The sequence below is a fragment of the Acinetobacter sp. ANC_7513 genome, from assembly GCF_056779915.1.
In genome coordinates this window covers 128,850-151,651 of record NZ_JBWYIW010000003.1, presented here as the reverse complement: position 1 = coordinate 151,651, position 22,802 = coordinate 128,850, and the positions used below count along the sequence as shown (strand labels likewise).

The following is a 22,802-nucleotide window of genomic DNA, read 5'->3' as shown; positions in this document are numbered from 1 at the left end:
CTTACAGCGCCGCAATTTGCTCCATATTCGCTTTAATTTTCGCTAACTGATCAGCAAACTCAGCAAGTTTCACTTTCTCACCTTCAACCACAGCAGCAGGTGCTTTCGCCACAAAACCTTCATTTGCAAGTTTAGTTGCAATTTGGTCATGCTGTTTTTGAACCTTGTCTAAGTCTTTTTGTAAACGACCCAATTCCGCTTTAGGATCAATTAAACCCTTCATAGGAACGAATACAGACACATGACCTACAACACTTGAAGATGACAATGGTGGTTGTTCAGCATCTGCAAGGAAAGTAATGCTTTCAACTTTTGCCAATGCTTTGAACAATGGTTCAATACGTGCGATTTGCGCTTTTTCAGCTTCAGTGGTGTTCTGAAGTAGAACAGGCAACAAGCGAGCATTACCTAGACCCATCTCACCACGGATGTTACGTACAGCACCAATCAAACCTTGTAGCCATTGCATATCTGCTTCAGCTTGGTCATTGATCAACGCTTGGTCAGCAACTGGGTACTGTGCAAGCATAATTGTTTCGCCAGAAATGTTTAACTTCGGCGCAAGTGTTTGCCAAATTTCTTCTGTTAAGTAAGGCATCAATGGATGAGCCAAACGTAAAGACGCTTCCATTACAGAAAGAAGAACACGACGTACTTCAGCTTTACGCTCAACCGATACATTTTCGTCATTCAGAACAGGCTTAGTTAATTCAACATACCAGTCACAGTATTCATTCCAAATGAACTCATAAATCGCTTGTGCAGCCAAGTCTAAACGATACGTCGCGAATGCAGTTTGCACCGCTTGTTCCGCTTTTTGTAGACGGCTGACGATCCACTGTTCAGGCAATTCCCAAAGGTCTTGACGCACGTCTTGACCAATCACTTGCTCTTCGCAGTTCATCATTACGAAACGGGTTGCGTTCCAGATTTTGTTCGCAAAGTTACGGTAACCTTCAACACGTTTCATGTCGAACTTAATGTCACGACCCGTGTTGGCAAGCGCACAGAACGTGAAACGAACCGCATCAGTACCGTAAGATTGAATACCTTCAGGGAATTCTTTACGCGTCGATTTTTCAATCTTCGCTGCTTGTTTCGGGTTCATCAAACCTGTTGTACGTTTTTGTACTAAAGTTTCTAAATCAACACCGTCAATCAAATCTAATGGGTCAAGGACGTTACCTTTAGATTTAGACATCTTCTGACCTTCGCCATCACGTACCAAACCGTGTACATATACGGTTTTAAACGGTACTTGTGGTGTGCCATCTTCATTTTTCATGAAGTGCATGGTCATCATGATCATGCGGGCAACCCAGAAGAAGATGATGTCGAAACCTGTTACCAACACATCAGTCGGGTGGAAGGTATTTAAGAAATAGTTTTCTTTATCTTTCGCTTCGTCGCCAGTCCAACCTAAAGTTGAGAATGTCCAAAGACCAGATGAGAACCATGTATCCAATACATCTTCGTCTTGGTTCAATTCAACTTCAGGCGCAATACCGTTTTTCGCACGAACTTCTTCTTCGTTACGACCCACGTACACATTACCTTCCGCATCGTACCAAGCAGGGATACGGTGACCCCACCACAATTGACGAGAGATACACCAATCTTGAATGTTGTTCATCCAAGCCATGTACATGTTGCTGTATTGCTCAGGTACGAACTTGATACGGCCATCTTGAACTGCTTCAATTGCAGGTTTCGCAAGCGGTGCAATCTTCACATACCATTGATCCGTCAATAACGGCTCAACGATTACACCTGAACGGTCTCCACGAGGTGGTTTCAACGTGTACGGTTGAATTTGGTCTAACCAACCTTCGCTTTCAGCTTGTTCTACTAATTTTTTACGTGCTTCAAAACGCTCTAAACCAACATAGTCCGCAGGTGCAGGGATGGTTTTAGAAATTTGCTCGCCGGCTTTCGCAATGTATTCAAACTCAGCCAACACTTCAGCATTTTTGTTGAAGATGTTGATGATTGGCAATTCGCAACGTTTACCTACTTCATAGTCATTGAAGTCATGTGCAGGGGTGATTTTTACACAGCCTGTACCGAATTCTTTGTCAACATATTCATCTTTAACGATTGGAACAGCACGACCTGTAATCGGTAGGATAATGTTCTTACCAACTAAAGCTGCATAGCGTTCATCATCAAGCGCAACAGCAACCGCTGTATCACCTAATAATGTTTCAGGACGAGTCGTTGCCACAACGATATGATCTTTACCATCGTGCGTGCGAAGTGACTTATCTTCAAAGAAGTATTTGAAGTGCCACAATGAACCTTGTTCTTCTTTATCAGACTCAACTTCAAGGTCAGAAAGGGCAGTTTGTAATTTAGGATCCCAGTTTACAAGGCGTTTACCACGGTAGATCAAACCATCTTCGTGAAGTTTTACAAACACTTCTTTAACAGCGTTTGATAAACCTTCATCCATGGTAAAGCGTTCACGTGACCAATCAACAGAAGAACCTAAACGACGAATTTGACGGGTAATATTACCGCCAGATTGTTCTTTCCATTCCCATACTTTTTCGATGAATTTATCACGCCCCAAGTCATGACGGCTTACGCCTTGTGCACCTAACTGACGCTCTACAACCATTTGCGTTGCAATACCTGCGTGGTCAGTACCCGGTTGCCAAAGCGTGTTGAAGCCAGACATACGTTTATGACGTGTCAAAGCATCCATGATGGCATTGTTAAAACCATGACCCATGTGCAAGCTACCAGTGACGTTTGGTGGCGGAATCATGATACAGAAAGACTCGCCTTTTTCAGACGGCTTAAAGTAACCGCGTTCTTCCCAAGTTTGGTACCATTTTTTCTCGATCTCGGTCGGATCGTAGGTTGTAGCAATATTTTGCGCTGAATCAGTCATAGTTCGAACAGATCAAAAGTAGATAAAAAATTGCATCTATTGTAGCAAAAAAAATGCATGGAGAGGCACGTTAAGCAAATGCATTCTCATTTCAAATCCCACACAATCGAACAGTAATTGATTTTGAATAACACTAAAGCCAGCGTCAACTCGCGGAATCGGCCTGACAATAAAGGATAACAATCGCATGACCTATACTATTTCTTTGCGCTTACAACCTGAAACTTATCAGCAATATCAAACCATTCACCAAAAACTCAATGCAGGAGATCGTGAAGCGCAAGCTAAAATTCTTGGAGATAATCTGTCCAAAATTGCTTGTGAGATTATTGATCAAGCCTTTGGCACACTGGTCAAAGATTCTAATGCAAAGGATCAAGACTCAGCAAAAGTATTGAAACAAGTGCAAGATGCAATCTTGAAATACATGCCTTGGTCAGTATCTTTTTTTGGTAATGATCGCTTAACGCCTATGGTGAATCATGTACAAAGTTTGATGTATGAACAAGATGGAAAATACTATATTTCATACCCAGTTGAAAAAGTTATTGTGAATGAGTTACTGGGCTGTGCAGAACGTATGCGTGAAGGTCAAAATCAATATGTTGCTCCCGGCTTAAAAGCCTTCACTAAAGTGGTTGATCAAGGCGTTACGAGCTTAATTCGTGAACCTAAAAAAATGCTGAAATTTAATATGGTGGTGGATAAAACCTTAAATGGTGTGATCAGTTTGACCACAGGATTAGGGTATAAGCGATTTGAAAATTTAAGCAAAATTCATGATGCACAAAGTATCGTGAAGTACTTTGACCATTTTTTGGTTTTTCTTGATAATGAAGGACAGCAAAAAGCAAAATTAAATGCTTAAACCATAAGGATAAAGGGAATGGCAAAGTTGGAACAGCTTGATCAGAAAGTGGTGTGGATTACAGGTGCATCATCGGGTCTTGGTAAAGCGTTGGCTGCTGAATGTGCCAGCTTAGGGGCACAGGTTATATTGACGGCTCGTCGTTTTGAAGAGCTGGAAACGGTAAGACAGTCTTTGGCACACCCAGAACGACATATTTCCATTAAAGCGGATATCACAGATGAATCACAAGTTCGTCATGCTTATGAACAAGTTCTCCAACAAAAGGGACGTATTGATTGGTTAATCAATAATGCAGGTCTATCACAACGTGCATTAATTAAAGACACGACCATGCAAACTGAACGTGCGATCATGGAAGTTGACTATTTCTCTCAAGTTTTTTTAACCAAAACGGTTTTACCGACTTTTCAGCAACAAAAGTCAGGACGAATTGCCTTTATCTCAAGTGTAGCTGGGTTATTGGGCACACAATATCGTGCGACTTATTCGGCAGCCAAAGGTGCGATTCATATGTGGGCGAATAGCTTACGTGCTGAAGTTGCGCAAGATGGTGTGGGTGTCTCGGTAATTTTCCCGGGATTCGTGAAAACCAATGTATCCTTTAACGCTTTAAACGGTGAAGGAAAGCCCCAAGGTTATCAAGATGAGGCTATTGAAAATGGTTTAGAAGCAGAGGAATTTGCTAAACAAACCGTACAGGCATTATTGAAAGGGGATGAGTATATTATCGTGGGTGGGGCAAAAGAAAAATTAGGCGTCTTTATTTCACGATTATCACCAGCAATACTGTATCGAATGATCCGAAAAATGAAAGTAAAGTAATTTTTAATGATCGTGACCCGCGTATCGATGAGAAAAATTTTATCAACTATGTCTGGTTTTCTATCTCAATGATCATGCGAGCGATAAGGGGTTTGAAGACTCCTCAAATAAAGTATAGGGCTTAGTGACTACTACATACCTGTAAAGAAAAAGAGAGACTTTTAGTCTCTCTTTTGTATAGCAGTTCCGTAAGCGAATACTTCAACCATTCCACCTTGAAGTCCTAAATCTGTGGTGCTGAGTCTTAACCCTAAGATTTCAGTTGCGCCCATTTTTTCAGCTTCAAGTTTAAGTCTAACAATAGCTTCACGTCTTGCACGTTCAACAATACTTTCATAACTACGTAAGCGTCCACCAAAGAAATTTTGGATTTGCGCAAGTACAAACTTAAAATAATCATGCGAAATCACAACATTACTGCTGATCATTTGTCCATGGTTTTCAGAAGTTTTAAAACGCTGACTATCTAACTTGATATAAGCTAAGCGCGCTTCTTGTTCATCAAGTTGCTTAAGATGCTTTTGTTCATTATAGCGACCAAATCCAAATCCAATACAAAATAGGATGAGAAAGATAACCACCTGAAAAATGATACCATCCATAACGAATCCTTAAGAGGTGAATGGATCAGGAATTTTAGGTGCATTCGGTGTGACATACACAGCTGTGCCATAAACAAATAATTCGGAAGCACCTTGGGTAATATTGGAAGTCGAGAAACGAATTCCGACAATCGCATTCGCCCCTAAGCCACGCGCTTTATCAATCATACGGTTCATTGCTTCTTGACGAGACTCTTCAAGTAATTCCGTGTATGCGGTAAGTTCTCCACCGACGATATTCTTAAGTCCTGCGAGTAAATCACGTCCAACGTGTTTACTTCTGACGGTACTACCATATACCACGTCAAATTGTTGTTGAATTTGATGACCAGGTACAGATTCTAAATTACTTAACAGCATGTGATTGAAGTCGTTATAAAAAGGATAATTAATGACAAAATATCAGTATTTGGGACAATAAAAAAGCCCACCGAAGTGAGCTTTATTCAAACAAAAAATTACTTCTTGTCGTATTTTAAATCTGAGCTTGAAGGCTGATAAATCACTTGATCCGTAGTATTAGTTTTTAAGCCACCACCGAGTGATTTATAGAGCTCGATTTGGTTGTTAAGGTTCGCTTGTTCAAGCAGCAATAAACCTTGCTCAGCACTATACGATGTACGTTGCGCATCTAGTACAGTTAAGAAACTGTCAATACCAGCGCGGAAGCGGGCATTTGAGAGTTTGTAGGTTGTATTGGTCGCATCAACTAAACGGCGTTGTGCAGTTAAACGTTCACCGATATTTTGACGCACTGCCAAAGCATCATTCACTTCACGGAACGCAGATTGAATTGATTTTTCATAATCAGACAATGCGATCTGTTGCTGTGTTTCAGAGACTTTAATATTGGCACGACGTGTACCCCAGTCAAAGATTGGTATATCTAGACTAGGACCAACAGACCAAACAAAAGCGCCAGACTTGAATAAATCACTTAAGTCTGTTGATGCATAACCTGCTGAACCTGTGAGGCTAATGGTTGGGAATAAACGCGCTTTTGCAGCACCGATATTCGCACCAGCCGCACTTAGCTGATATTCAGCCGCTTTAACATCTGGACGGTTGTTGAGTAGATCACTTGGCAAACCAGCCGCAAAAGCAGTGGTTGATGTCACACGTGTGATTCTCTCTTTAGGCAATAAATTGTCAGGTAGTGGTTGACCTACAAGGAGGTTTAACGCATTAACCGCTTGTGCAATTTGAGTCTTGTATTCAGCAACATCACCACGTGCCGTCTCAACAGAAACTTGAGCCTGACGAAGCGGAACTTCACTGTCGATTCCCACATCAAAACGTTTTTTGTTGAGATTGTAAGATTCAAGTTGAGCTTTTAGCGTCTGTTCAGCGAGCTTAAGATTCGCTTGCGCATATGAGTAAGCCAACCAAGCTTGAGCTGTTTGGCTAATCAAGGCAATTTGAGTGGCATCACGTGCGCTTGCAGTTGAAAGATAAGTGTCTAGGGCATTGTCTTTCAAGCTTCTAACACGACCCCAAAAATCAATTTCATAAGCCGTTAAACCTAAACCTACATTATAGGTTGTTACTGGGCTTGGCGAATTGACCGTGTCTTGTCGTAAAACACCACCACTTGCACCAATCGTAGGCAATTGATTGTTTTGGCTGATTTGAAATTGTTGACGTGCTAATTCGATATTTAGCGTCGCTTTACGAAGATCACGGTTATTTGCCAAGGCTAAATCCAAAACTTGGATTAAGCGTTGATCTACAAAAAAATCCTTGTAACCTTGCTCCGCAATAGATGGACCAGAAGCATTGCCAAGATAACTTCCTGGAATATTGGCTTGAGTGACCGGTTCTGGACCACGCATGCTTTGACATGCTGTCAAAGCAAGCGCAATTGCAGATACCGCAATGCTACGACCTGTAATAGACCATACGTTTTGCATCACGAAATTTGCTCCTGTTTATTTTGTTTTGGTTTTGTTTTAAAGATACTTCGGATCCATACGTAGAACACTGGAATAAAGAAGATCCCTAAAAGTGTTGAGCTGATTACACCACCAAGTACACCATAACCCACGGAATGTTGACTTCCTGCACCTGCGCCAGAAGCGAGAGCTAGAGGAAGAACACCAAAACCGAAAGCCAATGTGGTCATAATGATTGGACGCAAACGCATTTTCGCGGCATGCAAGGTTGCTTCGAAGAGTTCTTCACCTTGATCTTGAAGCTCTTTCGCAAATTCTACAATCAAGATCGCATTCTTCGCGGACAAACCAATCACGGCAATAATCGCCACTTGGAAGTAGATGTTATTTGAAAGGTTTGGATCTTTCAAAATAATCATTCCCAAGAATGTTAAGGCAAGTGCACCAACAATACCCAATGGCACAACCATGAGTACAGAGAATGGGATAGACCAACTTTCATATAAGGCTGCCAAGCAGAGGAAGACAATCAATAACGAAAGAGCATAAAGGAATGGTGCTTGTGCGCCAGACTCACGTTCTTCGAGAGATAAACCAGTCCATTCGTAATCGAAACCTTGTAAGCCCATTGAAGGAAGCTTTGCAATGATTTCTTCAACCGCGGCCATTGCATCACCCGAACTCACACCTGGAGCTGGAGTACCTGTAATGTTCATGGAAGAAACGCCGTTATAACGTTCTAAACGTGGTGAACCATAAGTCCATTCGCCTGTTGCGAACGCTGAGAATGGAACCATCGTACCTTGGTTATTGCGGACATACCACTTGTCTAAGTCTTCAGGCATCATACGAGAACTCGCTTCACCTTGGACATACACTTTTTTCACACGACCACGATCGATGAAGTCATTAATGTATGTACCACCCCATGCCATACCCATCGTACTATTGATTTCAGCAATGCTGACTCCCATAGCACCAGCTTGAGCATGATCGACGATGACACGATATTGAGGCGTATCTTCTTGTCCATTAGGACGAACACCTGTTAAGCGCTGATCTTGAGAAGCTAAGCCGAGTACAGCATTACGTGCTGCTAATAATTGCTCGTGACTTTGACCTGCAGCTGCTTTTAACTGTAGATTAAAGCCTGCACTCACGCCCAACTCCGGCATTGCTGGAAGTTGAAGAGGCATGATATAGCTGGCATCTTTCACAATCATATTCAGTGCCATACCACGTTGGATAATGGCACCGACCTGAGATTCAGGAGAGGTACGGTCTTTCCAGTCTTTCAACTTAATGAAGGCAAGACCCGCATTTTGACCAATACCCGTGAACGAGAAACCAGCAACACTAAATACAGATTCAACATGTTCTTTCTCGTTGTTGAGGAAGAAGCCTGTCATTTGATCAATTGTTTTACCTGTTCGTTCAAGCGTTGCATTCGGTGGAAGCTGAACGAGAGTCATCACCACACCTTGGTCTTCATCTGGTAAGAATGAAGAAGGAAGGTTGACAAATAACCAGCCCATCACAGCAATCACAACACCATAGACCAATCCTGCAAATAGCTTGGCATGTGTTAAACGGTTTACGCCGTTTTGATATTTCACCGAAATTTTGTCAAAACCATTGTTAAACCAACGGAAGAAACGGGCAAAAATGTTATTGCTTTGAGGTTTGTTGGCATCATGTTTTTTCAACATGGTCGCACACAATGCAGGGGTAAAGGTTAATGCAACAATCAATGAAAGAATCATTGCTGTAACGAGCGTGATAGAGAACTGACGATAAATTACACCTGTCGTACCCCCCATGAATGCCATAGGTACGAATACTGCAGTTAAGACAGAGGTAATACCAATCAATGCACCAGAGATCTGTCCCATCGACTTTTCAGTCGCTTCCACAGGCTCAAGATGCTCTTCTGCCATCACACGTTCAACGTTTTCTACGACGACAATCGCATCATCCACCAGAAGACCAATGGCGAGAACCATAGCGAACATGGTTAATGTGTTGATCGAGAATCCGAATATGTTGATCACGGCAAATGTACCCAATACAACCACTGGAACAGCCATTGTTGGAATAATGGTTGCACGCCAGTTTTGTAGGAACAAGAACATGACCAAGAATACGAGGATAATCGCTTCAATTAAGGTTTTCACAACACTTTTAATTGAGAGCTCAATAAATGGTGTTGTATCAAAAGCAAGTTTGTCCACCATACCTGTTGGGTAGTTTGGACGTAATTCTTTTAAACGATCTTCAATCGCTTGGGCTGTATCTAATGCGTTTGCACCCGTTGCCAAACGAATCGCTACACCACCTGCAGGTTGACCATTAAATTTAGAGTCAAATGCATAATTATCTGCACCTAATTCAATTTTAGCGACATCACCTAAACGAACTTGTGCACCATTTGGTGAGTTCTTAAGGAAAATATTTGAAAATTGTTCAGGTGTTTGTAAAAGACTTTGAGCAGTTACAGTCGCATTTAAAACTTGACCTTGTACAGAAGGTGCACCACCTAACTGACCTACCGCCACTTGCGCATTCTGAGTTCTTAATGCATTTGCAATATCACTCGGTGTAACTTGCAGGTTGGCCATTTTGGATGGGTCCATCCAAATTCGCATAGCATATGAACCACCAAATACTTGCACTTCACCCACACCAGTCACACGGCTAAGTGGTTCAGAGATATTTGAGTTTACATAGTCTTTAATGTCATTTGCATCTAATGCATCTGACTCAGAATAAAACGCAATAACTTGTAAGAAGCTTGCGCCAGACTTAGTAACTTTTAAACCTTGACGTTGTACGTCTTCAGGCAAAAGTGCAGTCGCTGATTGAAGTTTATTTTGAACTTGTACCTGTGCAATATCAGGATCGATACCTTGTTCAAAGTTTAGAGTAATGGAAGCTTGTCCATTACCAGCACTGTTAGATGAGATGTAACGTAACCCATCCAAGCCATTCATTTGTTGTTCAATAATTTGCGTTACTGTGTTTTCTACAGTTTCAGCAGATGCACCCGGATATGTTGCAGAAATCGATACCGTTGGTGGTGCAATCGTTGGGTATTGCGCAATTGGCATCTTGGTGAGGGATAAAATACCCGCCAACATGATGACCAATGCAATCACCCAAGCGAAAATTGGGCGATGGATAAAAAAGTGAGCCATTCAGTCTACTCCTTATGCATTTGAAGTAGCTTTTTGTTCAGATTGAGCTGCTGGCTTTGCTTGTTGACCATCTTTGCCGGCTTGAGGTGCTGCAGCTTGAGGTTGATAAGGTTTAGCTACAACTTGTTGTTCAGGTTTAACTTTCGCCACACCATCTACAATGACCTTGTCACCTGTATTTAGACCTTTGGTCACAATCCAATCTTTGCCTTGCACACCTGCAGTCTCAATTGGACGTACTTCAACTGCACCTTTCGCATTCACGATCATCGCAGTCGCTTGACCTGTTGGTGTACGGGTCACAGCCGCTTGAGGCACTAAAATCGCATTAGGAATTACACCTTGCACAATTTGAGCATTAGTGAACATTCCTGGCAATAATAATTGATTCGGATTTGAGAACACAGCACGTAGGGTAACTGTCCCTGTTTCTGGATTTACACTTGCATCAGAGAATGCAAGATTACCTTCAATAGGGTAGATGCTGCCATCTTCAAGTTTTAAACGAACTTTAGTATTGTTGCTGCGGTCGATGCTGCCTTGACTCAACTGTTGACGTAAACGAAGAAGCTCAGCACTTGATTGGTTGATATCGACATAGATTGGATCAAGCTGTTGGATTGTTACCAATGCTTCAGGTTGATTAGCCGTTACCAATGCACCTGCAGTCACACTAGAGCGACCTGATTGCCCTGAAATTGGTGAGCGAACAGTAGAATAACCTAAGTTAATCTGCGCATTTTTCACCGCTGCTTCTGAAGCTGCAACATCTGCTTGTGCCAATTTAACTTGTGCTTGTAGATCATCAAATTCTTGCTTAGACACAGCATTGATACCGACAAGTTGGCGATAACGGTCAGCTTTAACTTGAAGCGCATTGAGATTGGCTTTTTGACGAACTAAGGCTGCTTTTGCACTGTCTAAGTTCGCACGGTTGGTATTGGCATCAATTTCGTACAGAGGTTGTCCTTCACGCACAAAACTACCTTCAGCAAACAGACGCTTTAAAATCACACCGCTTGCTTGCGGACGTACTTCAGAAATTTGATAGGCTGAAGTTCGACCCGAAAGCTCGACAGTTTGTTCAACACTTTGTGGTTGAGCAACGATGACACCAACTTCAGTTGGCGGCATTTGCTGTTGTGCAGCGGCTTGCTCTGCATCTTTTGGATCTTTGCTACAACCCACAAGTGCAATACTTGTTGCAAGAGCACAAGCAGTGAGGGCAGGGGCCCAAAGCTTTGCCGACATCATTATTCCACCTCGTTAGATTTTTCTCTAAAAATAATTGTTTGCTTTGCTATCCGTTGTGATAGGACTAACCACAGTATAGTCAGCCATATCAACGCAATACTCCAACCTGCAACAACATCTGTCGGGTAATGAGCACCGAGATAAACCCGTGAAAAACCCATGCCAACAAACCATATACAGGCAGCGACAAAAATGATTCTACTTTGATGATGGTTTCGAAAGATCATGATCATCAAACCAGCAATCACTGCTGCATAGAGACTATGTGCGCTTGGAAATGCGGCTCCATAAGTTTCAACGATTTGATAAATTGCATTTGGACGAGGTCGGTCGAAAGCATATTTGAGTAACCAGCCAAGACAGGCACCACCAACGAGACCAAGTGAGATAAATAGACAGTTAGCATATTGTTTTAATCGCCATTGCTGTAAGGTCCAGATCGCCACGCACATCAGCATGATCGGTAAACCGCCAACATGAGACAATAAAACCGCAATTCCATCTATGAGGGGATTGCGGTGTTGACTCATCCATGAAACAGCAGTGAGATCGAGCTGTTGTATCGTTGGAATATAGATTCCTATACTACTTATCGTTATTCCTAAACAACCTATTAAAATCAGTAAGTAAGGCATATAAAATAACCTGAGTTATATTATAGTCGCATACATTTATTGCATGAATGCGTCAAAGTGTACTCGCCAGTACACTTTTTTTCAAGTCAGTGTAAAAGCATAATTTATAGTAATTTCATTACAATGTGCATCTTATTTTTAGCACAAAAAATAACACAAATATCTAATGAGAAGATTTCTTTGGTGAAATTGGATCTTCGACCTCTAAAGGTTGTTTTGGGGGCCAGAAAAAGTCCATTGGTCGTGTAACAAAGTGAGTAAATACTAATTTTGCCAGAGGTTTCCATTGTTCAAAACGAACACGTCGTGCGCGTAATGCCACAATAATAGTGAGACTAAAGCTGACAAATAAGTTGGTCAAACCAATTAATAATACACCAAGGAATGAAACAATAATGAGCCCTATTTCAGGCGTGCCATTGATACTCAATAGGCCCTGCATAAAGTTTGCTGAAGCAAAGGCAATATGACGAATATCTAAAGGCAGACCAAGAATAAAGCCAATTGTCCCCATGCTGCCTAGCATGATTCCGAACAGGAAATTCCCGGCTAGTGCGCCTAAATTACGTTCAATATAGTTTGCAAACTTTTCTAGTCTGTCAGCACCTAGCCAGTTTTTTAGACGATGATGTGCTTTTAAGCGAGGTCCGACTTTACGATACACTGCCATGTTGTCGAAGTAACCTGCGATCAAACCAGATAAAAATAGACATACACCTGCAATAGCTGCATGTGGTACTGCGAGGGATGTAAAAGGATTTAAACTATGAAGTAAATATGTTGCTTTACTGTGATTGAGTAATTGTTCACCCAAAATCAACGGCCACATCATGGTGATCAATGCTGCAACCGGGATTGCAATGGAAATATTGCCGAGAATAGCGACAAACTGCGTACGGATAATATTGATAATCAGTGCAGCAAGTTCTGCGATTTGTGCAGTTCGAGACCCTTTCTTTTGTTGAACTGTCGCGGCTAGGGCAGCTGCAGTCATAGCAGGTTGTTTGGTTGCAACCGTAAAATGGAGTACATGGATCAACATGAAACCTAATGCATAGTTCATGCTATACGCGAAGGCTTGCATGATAGGTGCCATGGCGATGCGCGCAGTGAGAATCTTCAAGGTCGCCATGATAGCGATAATGACACCTGCACCTGCGGCTGATTTGTACATACTGAAGAAACCAGCTTTATTGGTACTTACATAATGTTCGCCAGTTTTACTGGCATTTTCAGTGACTTGTAATGCGATTAATTCACTGTTTGTTTTTAAAAGCTCTCGAACACTTCGCTCCTCATAGTGAGCCGCAACTAAATCTTGACATAACTCAGCTAGTGCTAAGTATTGAACTTTTCCAGTTTCAGTCAATAAGTTCAGTAATAGTTCAATACGATCTAAACATTGCTCAAGCAAAGACAATAAATAAGTGAGACTTAAACTCACCCCAATTCTTTTCGTAGCACGACGAATCTTCAAAACGACATCGCGGCACTGCTCGATCATCACCAAAGCCTGGTTGGCGTCGGGTACGACCATTTCAGTAAGATCATCAGCTTCACTATAATGTTTTTTGTATAGCTCAATAAATTCAATGATTTCACGATTCTGAACCAAAAAAGGTGACTCATATTCAGTCAGTTCTGGTTGTGCATTAATAAACTCAGGATAAAGTCCAATACCGCTGATACGGTAAGATAAAACTGTAATGGCTTTAATCATGTCGCGTTTGATGCCAAATTTTGCATCTAAGCTGCCATTACTTTGATTGACAATCTGAAAAAACTGAATCCATTGCTGATCTTCAATATTTTCTAGCCAATATTTATCGCTACGCAAATGAAAGACACGGAAGACTAAATCTTTTAGATCAGTTTCATCGGTCAAAAGGGGAAGAACATGCGCTCCCATTCGTTGACCCAACTGATTCCAAAAACCATCTAGAGAAAGAATCCCACTGTCCGCATAAATAGTGGTTTGTTTATAGCGATTGATCAGATGAACGATATAGGCTTGAAAAGTGGTGCCAGCAGTCGGCGTAATTAATAACGCTTGTATCAACGCCTGAAATTTTTGATTAATTTCTTCTAGGTTATAACTGTCTGATGGACGGATGCGATTAACGAGTTCAATGAGTATGTTTTCGTCTGGAGCAGCTTGATGATGGTCAAGTTGCTCCTGCATTTGTTTAAAAAGATCATTAAAGTTTATATGCATACGCAAATTTTTTTAGTTGAAGTTTATTGGATTCGATCTAATGCTAATTGCGCCAAATTATCAAGCGCTTGACGATAAATACTTTCAGGCAGTTGTAACAATGCCTGACGAGCTGCTGTAGTTTCTTCAACAGCACGTTCGCGACAGTAATCTAGTGCACCAGAGTTTTGAACAATCTGAATCACTTGATCCAAATGTTCAGTACCACCTGTAGTGATGCTACGACGGATAATATCGTGCTCTGCTCCAGAAGTTTTTTGTAGAGCAGCAATCAGTGGCAGTGTTGGCTTACCTTCCATTAAGTCATCGCCAATATTTTTACCAAGTGTTTCTGCGTCAGAGGTGTAATCGAGTATGTCATCTATGATTTGAAATGCATTCCCGAAATGACCTGCGTATTTTCTGAGTGCTTCACGATATTGATGTTGATTGGCAAGAATCGCAGCGCCTTCAGTCGCCAATTCAAACAAACGAGATGTTTTGCCGTGAATAATATCTAAATAAGTCGCTTCAGTGGTTTCAGGTTGATGTTGAGATTGCAGTTGAAGTACTTCTCCTTCAGCAATTTCACATGTTCCTGTTGAGAAGTCTTTTAATAACACCATATTGTTCAAATCTACGAGCAAATCGAAAGCTCTAGAAATCAGGAAGTCTCCAACAAGTACAGCGGTTTGGTTATTCCATGTTGCATTCGCTGTAGGACGACCACGGCGTAACCCAGACTCATCTACGACATCATCATGTACCAGTGTAGCGGTATGCAGCATTTCAATAATTGCAGCTAACTTTTGGGCATGCTCTAGGTTGGTTTCACCGCAAGCGCGAGCAGCCAATAAACACATAATAGGACGCATGCGTTTACCACCTGCCTCAACCACATGTTTGCTGACTGACATCACCAAAGCAACTTTAGAGCTGATTCCTTCATTAATAAGTTGGTCCATCGCAGCAAAGTCTGTAGCAACAGGTGCGAGAATGTCTTGCTTAAAATCGATGGCCATAACAATGAAGTCCTTATACAAACAGTAGATGTTACTCAGCTAGTGTAACAATTTAAGTGAAAGTTTTGGTCGCTTTGCCACATGAATATGCATGATTTTCTTAATGTTGTTCAGTTTCTATTCATGTTTGTGATTTAATCTTCATAATACCAATAAAACTTGATACGTTATTTGATATTCGAAGTAGTTCATTTTGTGAATAAATATAGTTTAATCAATCAGCAAATTGTTATTTTCATGTAAGAAATAGATATTTCGGGATGAAAGTTAACTTTTAGACAAAAGACCTTGTTGTTTATTTCATTATCACTTAAAATCCTTGCCCTTGAATAACCCCCAGTGGCGTTCGTTTTAAGATCGATATATTCCTTTATCGGCACGACGACACGGGCCTGTTGGAGTACATTATGTACGCAGTAATCCAAAGCGGTGGTAAACAACACCGTGTTGTTGAGGGTGAAACCCTTAAAGTTGAATTATTGAAAGCTGAAACTGGTTCTACTATTACGTTTGATGACGTATTAATGTTAGTGAACGGTGATAGCATTCAAATTGGTGCTCCAGTTGTTGCTGGTGCTAAAGTAACTGCTGAAGTAGTTAGCCATGGTCGTCACGACAAAATCCGCATCATCAAAATGCGTCGTCGTAAACACTATCGTAAACAACAAGGTCACCGTCAATGGTTCACTGAGTTGAAAATTACAGCTATTTCAGGCTAATTACGAGGAGTAAATAGACATGGCAACTAAAAAAGCCGGTGGTTCGACACGTAACGGTCGTGACTCAAATCCTAAAATGTTAGGTGTTAAAATGTTCGGTGGTCAAGCTGTGACTGCTGGTAACATTATCGTTCGTCAACGTGGTACAGAGTTCCACGCTGGTGCTAACGTTGGTATGGGTCGTGACCATACTTTATTTGCTACCGCTGATGGCGTGATCAAATTCGAAGTTAAAGGTCAATTTGGCCGTCGTTATGTATCTGTTGAAACTGTATAAGTTTTATCAGGCATAACCAAAAAACCCACTCTTGAGTGGGTTTTTTTATATCTGAAAGAAAGTTTTTGAACTGAAGTGAATCTTCATCATGATGAAGTATTTTCAACAATTTAGCTAAATAACAATACAAAAGTTCTTATTTTCTCAATTATTAGCGATCAAATTTGGTTTAAGATGACTCCATATCAAATGATGATCAATAACAAAAGGTGGGATCATGACAATGCTTCGTAAAACGATTGGTGCAATTACAATGAGTGCTGCAATGATGGCACCAGTCGCAAGCACTCAAGTTTTCGCAGCGCCAGTGGCTGCTTCGGAGCAACAAGCGACCGCAAACTTGGTTCGTCAATTAAACGGAATAAAAAGTTTAACGGCAAATTTTGAACAAACAACGAAAGCAACTAAATCTAGTAAAGCACCACAAAAACAAGGTTTGAGTGCTCAACATATGAATCAGACTTTTACTGGGGTGATGAAAGTTGCTCGTCCAGGTAAGTTCTATTGGGAAACTACAGCACCAGCAAAACAAACAATTGTGACTTCTGGAAAGATGATTTGGATCTATGACCCAGATCTACAGCAGGCAATTCGTCAAAATATGGATGAGCAAGTTGCCAATACACCAGCATTATTATTGTCTGGTAATACCAACCAAATTATGCAGTCATATCGTGTAACACAGCCAAATAAAGCTAAAACTTATTACACGTTATATCCTAAGCAGAAAGATGGTGCCTTTCAGAGTCTGACCATTAGTTTCGGTGCAAATAAAGCGCCAAGCTTAATGATTTTAGAAGATTCATTAGGACAAACTACACACGTTAAATTTAGTAATGTGAAAGTGAATGCAGGTATTCCGGATTCAACATTTAACTTTACACCGCCTAAAGGCACAGACATTATTGACCAATAATATAAAAGCAGCGTTTATCGCTGCTTTTTTTAACTACAAATTTCAACTGAATTCATGTCATCTAGAATTTATAGTCTCTGTGTTAAACACTCATTTTTATTGGAGGCTATATGCTAAAACACATGAATCGGTTTGGAAAATTGAGTGTTATTTGTGCATTAATGATCATGTTAGGCGCTTGTCAGCCTAAATCTGATGCAGAAACTAAAAAAAGCAATGAGACTGCTGCGCAAGCAAAACAATCAGAATCTTGGTATATCGAATCGAAGAACGTCGAATTAAAGCCTAAACAGAAGCAAGTATGCGATGAGGCAGGGTGTACAGAATATTCATTCCAAACGGTTGAAACTAATCATCCGTGGATTAATACGTATTTTAAAAATAGAATTGAAAAAGCAGACCCTATACCATTCCAATCGGCTACTAAGAACACAGAGACAAGAACTGTGGATCCGCTGAAGTTGAGTCAGAGTCAGACTGTGGTACGTTATTTAAGTCAACATCAGAATATAGCGAGTTTTGAATATCTGAGCTATGTATATCCTGCTGGTGCAGCACATGGGATGTACCACAAAGAATATGTTCATTTCGATTTAAAAACTAAAAAAAGAATAGCACTACAAGATTTAATTGTGAAAGGTCAAAATAAAAAGCTATTAGAAACACTTTATAGTGCTAATAGTATGTGGCTTACAGATCATAATATTGAACAAGATAAACTCGAATTAAGTGACAATTTCTATTACGGAGTTGATGGTATCGTCTTTGTTTATCCGCTGTATGAACTCGCGTCCTATGCTGAAGGAATGTCTGAACTCACTTTACCTTATGTGAGTGTGAATGGTTTGATACAGTCAGAATATCTTCCAAACCTACCCAAACTCGCTGCTGAGTAATTGACTCTATTTTAATTTGATTCAATAAGCTTCAGCTGTCAGCGCTTCGACTGTATTTTTTTCAACGAAGCGCTTACACTATAGGCAGTTTTTTTCCCTGAAAAGATTAACCATGATCGACCCGAAATTACTTAGAAATAATATAGAGGCTGTAAATTTAGCCTTAGCTAAACGTGGCGTGCAACTCAACGTAGAAGAATGGGCATCTTTAGAGGCTCGTCGTAAAGAAATTCAGTCTAAGACTGAAGCTTTACAAGCAGAACGTAATTCGGGTGCTAAACAAGTTGGTCAAATCAAAAAAGCAGGTGGTGATGCCTCTGAAATCATGGCTCGTATGAGCGCGATCGGAGATGAAATTAAAGCCGCTGAGCTTGCGTTAACAGAACTACAAGCTGAAATTGAAGCAAAATCACTTTCTATTCCAAACCTACCTCATGAGTCAGTGCCAGAGGGCAAAGATGAGAATGACAACGTTGAAATTTTAAAATGGGGTACGCCTCGTGAATTCAACTTTGAAATTAAAGATCACACTGATCTTGGTGAGTGGATGGGTGGACTCGAGTTTGAAACAGCGACTAAGTTAACAGGTACTCGTTTCAGTGTGCTCAAGGGCCCGCTTGCACGTTTACAACGTGCACTAACGCAGTTCATGTTAGATACACATACATTGAAAAATGGCTATACAGAAGCTTATGTACCGTATTTAGTAAATGCTGATTCATTACGTGGAACTGGTCAGTTGCCTAAATTTGAAGAAGATTTGTTCAAGCTTCAAGGTGACAAAGAATATTACTTGATCCCAACTGCTGAAGTACCTGTGACTAACTTTGTGCGTGATGAGATTATTGATCCTGAGCGTCTACCGTTAAAATATGCTGCTCATACACCTTGTTTCCGTAGTGAAGCTGGTTCTTATGGTCGTGATACACGCGGTTTGATTCGTCAGCACCAATTTGACAAAGTTGAAATGGTTCAAATTGTTAAACCTGAAGACTCTATGCAAGCATTGGAAGAGTTAACAGGGCATGCTGAGGGTATTTTACAGGCGCTTGGATTGCCATATCGCAAAATCATCTTATGCGGTGGTGATATGGGCTTTGGTGCAACGAAGACTTATGACTTAGAAGTTTGGGTACCAAGCCAAAATACCTATCGTGAAATTTCATCGTGTTCAAACATGGGGGATTTCCAGGCTCGTCGTATGAAAGCTCGTTACCGTGCTGATCAAAAGAAAACAGAGTTTGTTCATACTTTGAATGGTTCAGGTTTAGCAGTTGGTCGTACTTTGCTCGCGGTAATGGAAAATTATCAACGAGAAGATGGTTCGATTGAGATTCCTGAAGTCTTGCGTCCTTATATGGGTGGACAAAGTTTTATCGATTAATCGATAAAACACAAAAAAGCTAACTCAATTGAGTTAGCTTTTTTTTTTGAGTGTTTTAATGAATGAGTTGAGCACTGCCTGTTTGCCTTTCAATAATTTTTTTTAAGGTCTCACTCGGTTTTTCGCCAAATGCATCTTTATACTCAAGTGAAAAACGACCTAAATGTGTAACACCCCATTTATAAGCAATTTCAGTAATATTAATTTTATGCGTAGACTGTGAAATTTCATTATAAATACATTTAAGTCGGTAATGGCGTATATAAGCATTTGGACTGCATTTTAAATATTTTTTGAAAATTGTATTCAGCTTTTTTTTGCTTAATCCAGATGCATATTCTAAATCTGAAATTTCAATTTTTTGATGTATATTTTTTTGTATGAATTCTAACAAGCGAGTAAAGAAGTCAGGATAATCTAAAGTATTTTTATAAATTAAATCACTATAGTTATTGGGTTGAGATAATAATAATGACTTCACGATAATATATTCAAAATCTGAGCGCATTTCTTGAAAAAATGAAGTATTGGTAAAATTGTTTGTGAAATTTTTAATACTGTCAATTAAATCCCACCATGCTTTAATTTTCGGGTTGTTTTGATCCATCACATTTTGAAATACCAAAGGTTCGGTAACTGGCTGAGAGATTAAATCTGAAAGTATTTTTTCAACAAAAGTCTTTGAAAAAGAAATGAATGTTTGCACACAGTCTTTGTCAATAATTAGTTCAAATTTATCTTCAGGTGAAACAATGGATGCTTGATCATAACAGGCGTAAAAAGTTTGACCATCTTTTTTAAATAGTGGTCGCCCATTTTTAGGGCGCGTTATACAAAAGTGGTTCATATTTTCATGCGTATGCGTTTTGAAAATTACATCTTTACCATATGTTAAATCCCCAATAATCATACGACCGATTTGCGATCCATTAAAACTAAAATCCAATGGTTCATATTGATTAAAATCGACTAAATCATGTGGGCCAATGATTAAATCAAGACAATGGTTGGCATCATGAATATTCTGCGTATGTGATTGAATCGTAGAAATAGACCTGTGTTGCTGGCTATACATAAATACCTCTATCCTTAGCTTGCTTATCATTACTTATGCAAAAATCAATCCATGATTTTGCTTTTTTTGTTTTATCTCAAATAAATAAATTAATCTAAAATAGTAGAATATAAAAATACTCTTTTGGTACTAAATTAGATTAATTTGATATGTTATTTAAAAGTGGTAAGCGACACGTAACATAGGGCTACTCGCGGTCGCTCCTGAACCAGCAACACCAGATGCATCATTACCATATTTATTTTTCCAGTATTGATAAGCAATCCCAGCTTTCAATTTTGGTTGATTGGCAGATTTATCTTTAAGAAAAGAATACATTAAAGACATGTCTACAAAGATTTCACTGGCGGTAGGCTCACCAAAAGGATCTTTCCCTTTGGTACTCATCCAAACACCTATGCCTTGATAATTCCAATTCGATTGCATAATAGGAAAATCCCAAAGCACTTGAAATGCTAAGTAAGGATCATAGGTATATTTTTTACTCAGTACATTAGCATCATTGCTCTCGTAATAGCCTAGCAAACTGAGATTAAGATAGCCTGGTGTATTTAATGTAACACTTGGACCAGCAACATACATTTGTCGATTTGAACCATAATCATCATTCTTTGTATTCCAGTCAAAACCTACTGTAAAACCATATGTCTTGAACCAACTAGAATCATTCGGTTTGTGTTGCGTGATACTTGGGATATCTAAGGTATGACGATAAATTGCATATGCCTCTTGAGCTCCTCGACCAGAAGCTTTGTTTGCATTTGGTTCAGCTGAGGATTGATGCATATTGAGTTGAAAAAAATTGGTGCCATATTTATAGCCGCTTAGGTGTACAAGACTAAAAATATATTTGTCAAAATCACCGTCTTTAAATGGTTCTGAGAAATCTTGACCATAACTGACAGCCAGTGAAGTATCACTCCAATTTGCCGCTTGAACTGCAGTGCCTAATGCAAAGCAGATTGATCCAGTGAATAACCCCTTTAAAATATAATTCACAGCTAAATTCCCTCTTAAAATAAATAAGCCGACAGTGAAACGGTCGGCTTAAGTGGTGGATTAACGAATATTATGCTTTTCCAAAATTGGTAAAACATGATCACGGAAATACGGAAATTCGCGGCTATAATCGAGGAATGAAAGAGTCGTTCCTCTAAAACCAGCTTCATGTAAATCTAAAATACCTTGCGCGACTTGTTCAGGTGTACCGACTAATGGAAAGCCACCATGGCCTACACTCATTGCATCACGAATGGATTGTTGAACCTCTTTTGGGAAACTTTGAGCATGTGCAAACATTAAGCTCATCAGATTGTCAACGGCAACAGTATCAGCATTGTTTAATTGACGATCCCATTCTGCTTTGGCTTCCTCTTGTGTAGGTCTGCAAATGACATGGGAGAAGGTCATCACATTGACTTCTCGGTTTACGTCGCGACCTGCTTGTTTAAGCTCATCAATTTCAATCTTGCTTCTGCCCAAGTCTGAAGCTGGTGTAAAAAGAAAGTCCGCATTATTAACGGCAAATTCACGTCCATTTTTTGAACCAGCAGCATTGAAGATAGGCGGATGTACAAGTGGTTTTGGTTTTCCATAAGTTCCTTTGGTTTTGAAAAACTTACTTTCAAAATCAAATTTTTCTTCACTGGTCCATACTTTTTTAATCAGGTCATACCAGTCTTGTGCATAACCATAACGAGTTTCGTGATCATCAGGTAAATGTAGACCGAGTGCTTCATATTCAGGTTTATTCCAGCCTGCAACAATGTTGAGTCCAATACGACCTTGACTAATCTCAGATAGCGTTGCAATCTGCTTGGCAACTACAACTGGATGATTGGGGACAGTCTGAATTGTCGCAAAAACTGTAATGTCTTTGGTTAAAGCCAATAATGCGGCCGCCCAAGTCATGGTCTCTAAAATTGTTCCCTGAAAGTCTGTTTCACCGCCATAGCCTGTAAAGCGAGCAATCGGTAACATGAAGTCGATACCAGCTTCATCTAGCATTTTTCCAAGTTCGAGATTCTTTTCCCAGCTCGCACTCCATCGATCTTCAAGAGTTGAAATGGTCATTCCACCTGAGCAGTTAGAAGCAAATGAGCCGAGTAGAAAGCGATTATCATTGAAAAAGTGATGTTGATTCATTTTAAAAA

Annotated in this window: 19 protein-coding genes; 7 read left to right on the top strand and 12 right to left on the bottom strand. The window is 40.2% G+C overall.

What is annotated here, in order from left to right; translation table 11 throughout:
• Position 1: 1 nt before the first annotated feature.
• Complete coding sequence (locus tag AC1M9B_RS05875) at positions 2–2,896, bottom strand: valine--tRNA ligase (RefSeq protein WP_481608748.1); 2,895 nt, start codon at positions 2,894–2,896, stop codon at positions 2–4.
• A 187-nt stretch (positions 2,897–3,083) separates the two neighbouring features.
• Between AC1M9B_RS05875 and AC1M9B_RS05870 the strand changes: the two genes are divergently transcribed.
• Together AC1M9B_RS05870 and AC1M9B_RS05865 are read left to right on the top strand one after the other, a co-directional pair.
• Positions 3,084–3,764 carry a hypothetical protein gene (locus AC1M9B_RS05870; RefSeq protein WP_035266700.1) on the top strand — a complete coding sequence of 227 codons (681 nt, stop codon included), beginning with the start codon at positions 3,084–3,086 and terminating at the stop codon, positions 3,762–3,764.
• Positions 3,765–3,782: 18 nt separating this feature from the next.
• A complete protein-coding gene (locus tag AC1M9B_RS05865) occupies positions 3,783–4,589 on the top strand; it encodes an SDR family NAD(P)-dependent oxidoreductase (RefSeq protein WP_481595833.1) in 807 nt (268 codons plus the stop codon).
• A gap of 161 nt (positions 4,590–4,750) precedes the next feature.
• On the opposite strand, the gene AC1M9B_RS05860 is transcribed toward AC1M9B_RS05865, so the two are convergent.
• From AC1M9B_RS05860 to sdsA, 8 genes are all read right to left on the bottom strand, one after another.
• Complete coding sequence (locus tag AC1M9B_RS05860; protein WP_092766865.1) at positions 4,751–5,191, bottom strand: YbjQ family protein; 441 nt, start codon at positions 5,189–5,191, stop codon at positions 4,751–4,753.
• Between the two features lie 9 nt (positions 5,192–5,200).
• Positions 5,201–5,551 (bottom strand): YbjQ family protein, encoded by a 351-nt coding sequence (locus tag AC1M9B_RS05855; RefSeq protein ID WP_092766864.1) that lies wholly within the window; start codon positions 5,549–5,551, stop codon positions 5,201–5,203.
• A 98-nt stretch (positions 5,552–5,649) separates the two neighbouring features.
• Positions 5,650–7,101, bottom strand: coding sequence for a multidrug efflux RND transporter AdeIJK outer membrane channel subunit AdeK (gene adeK / locus AC1M9B_RS05850; RefSeq protein ID WP_035267849.1), 1,452 nt, complete (start codon positions 7,099–7,101; stop codon positions 5,650–5,652).
• The gene (locus tag AC1M9B_RS05845) at positions 7,101–10,277 is read right to left on the bottom strand and encodes an efflux RND transporter permease subunit (protein ID WP_481608747.1); all 3,177 of its coding nucleotides are present in this window, start codon (positions 10,275–10,277) and stop codon (positions 7,101–7,103) included. The genes adeK and AC1M9B_RS05845 overlap by 1 nt, the downstream gene beginning before the upstream one ends.
• A gap of 12 nt (positions 10,278–10,289) precedes the next feature.
• On the bottom strand, positions 10,290–11,531 hold the full coding sequence (locus tag AC1M9B_RS05840) for an efflux RND transporter periplasmic adaptor subunit (protein ID WP_035267853.1): 1,242 nt from the start codon (positions 11,529–11,531) through the stop codon (positions 10,290–10,292).
• Positions 11,531–12,166: a phosphatase PAP2 family protein gene (locus AC1M9B_RS05835; protein ID WP_035267854.1), complete on the bottom strand. Its 636-nt coding sequence runs from the start codon at positions 12,164–12,166 to the stop codon at positions 11,531–11,533. Before AC1M9B_RS05835 ends, AC1M9B_RS05840 begins: the two co-directional genes overlap by 1 nt.
• A gap of 163 nt (positions 12,167–12,329) precedes the next feature.
• Entirely contained in the window at positions 12,330–14,381 is a 2,052-nt protein-coding gene (locus AC1M9B_RS05830; RefSeq protein ID WP_481608746.1) for a site-specific recombinase, read from the bottom strand.
• A gap of 23 nt (positions 14,382–14,404) precedes the next feature.
• A complete protein-coding gene (gene sdsA / locus AC1M9B_RS05825; RefSeq protein ID WP_481608745.1) occupies positions 14,405–15,382 on the bottom strand; it encodes an All-trans-nonaprenyl-diphosphate synthase in 978 nt (325 codons plus the stop codon).
• 407 nt (positions 15,383–15,789) lie between these two features.
• On the opposite strand from sdsA, the gene rplU reads away from it, so the two are divergent.
• The 5 genes from rplU (at position 15,790) to serS (ending at position 19,574) form a co-directional block, all read left to right on the top strand.
• Positions 15,790–16,101, top strand: a complete 312-nt coding sequence (gene rplU / locus AC1M9B_RS05820; protein WP_035267860.1) for a 50S ribosomal protein L21 — start codon at positions 15,790–15,792, stop codon at positions 16,099–16,101.
• Positions 16,102–16,120: 19 nt separating this feature from the next.
• Positions 16,121–16,378 carry a 50S ribosomal protein L27 gene (gene rpmA, locus AC1M9B_RS05815; RefSeq protein ID WP_035267862.1) on the top strand — a complete coding sequence of 86 codons (258 nt, stop codon included), beginning with the start codon at positions 16,121–16,123 and terminating at the stop codon, positions 16,376–16,378.
• Positions 16,379–16,595: 217 nt separating this feature from the next.
• Entirely contained in the window at positions 16,596–17,294 is a 699-nt protein-coding gene (gene lolA / locus AC1M9B_RS05810) for an outer membrane lipoprotein periplasmic chaperone LolA (protein WP_035267863.1), read from the top strand.
• 110 nt (positions 17,295–17,404) lie between these two features.
• Entirely contained in the window at positions 17,405–18,190 is a 786-nt protein-coding gene (locus tag AC1M9B_RS05805; RefSeq protein WP_481608744.1) for an RsiV family protein, read from the top strand.
• 112 nt (positions 18,191–18,302) lie between these two features.
• Positions 18,303–19,574, top strand: coding sequence for a serine--tRNA ligase (gene serS / locus AC1M9B_RS05800; RefSeq protein ID WP_179997729.1), 1,272 nt, complete (start codon positions 18,303–18,305; stop codon positions 19,572–19,574).
• Positions 19,575–19,629: 55 nt separating this feature from the next.
• On the opposite strand, the gene AC1M9B_RS05795 is transcribed toward serS, so the two are convergent.
• The 3 genes from AC1M9B_RS05795 to AC1M9B_RS05785 all read right to left on the bottom strand — a co-directional run bounded on the left by AC1M9B_RS05795 (position 19,630) and on the right by AC1M9B_RS05785 (position 22,794).
• A complete protein-coding gene (locus tag AC1M9B_RS05795) occupies positions 19,630–20,649 on the bottom strand; it encodes an AraC family transcriptional regulator (RefSeq protein ID WP_481590631.1) in 1,020 nt (339 codons plus the stop codon).
• Between the two features lie 156 nt (positions 20,650–20,805).
• On the bottom strand, positions 20,806–21,648 hold the full coding sequence (locus AC1M9B_RS05790; protein WP_481608743.1) for a hypothetical protein: 843 nt from the start codon (positions 21,646–21,648) through the stop codon (positions 20,806–20,808).
• Between the two features lie 60 nt (positions 21,649–21,708).
• Positions 21,709–22,794: an LLM class flavin-dependent oxidoreductase gene (locus AC1M9B_RS05785; protein WP_179997731.1), complete on the bottom strand. Its 1,086-nt coding sequence runs from the start codon at positions 22,792–22,794 to the stop codon at positions 21,709–21,711.
• Between the last annotated feature and the right edge of the window lie 8 nt (positions 22,795–22,802).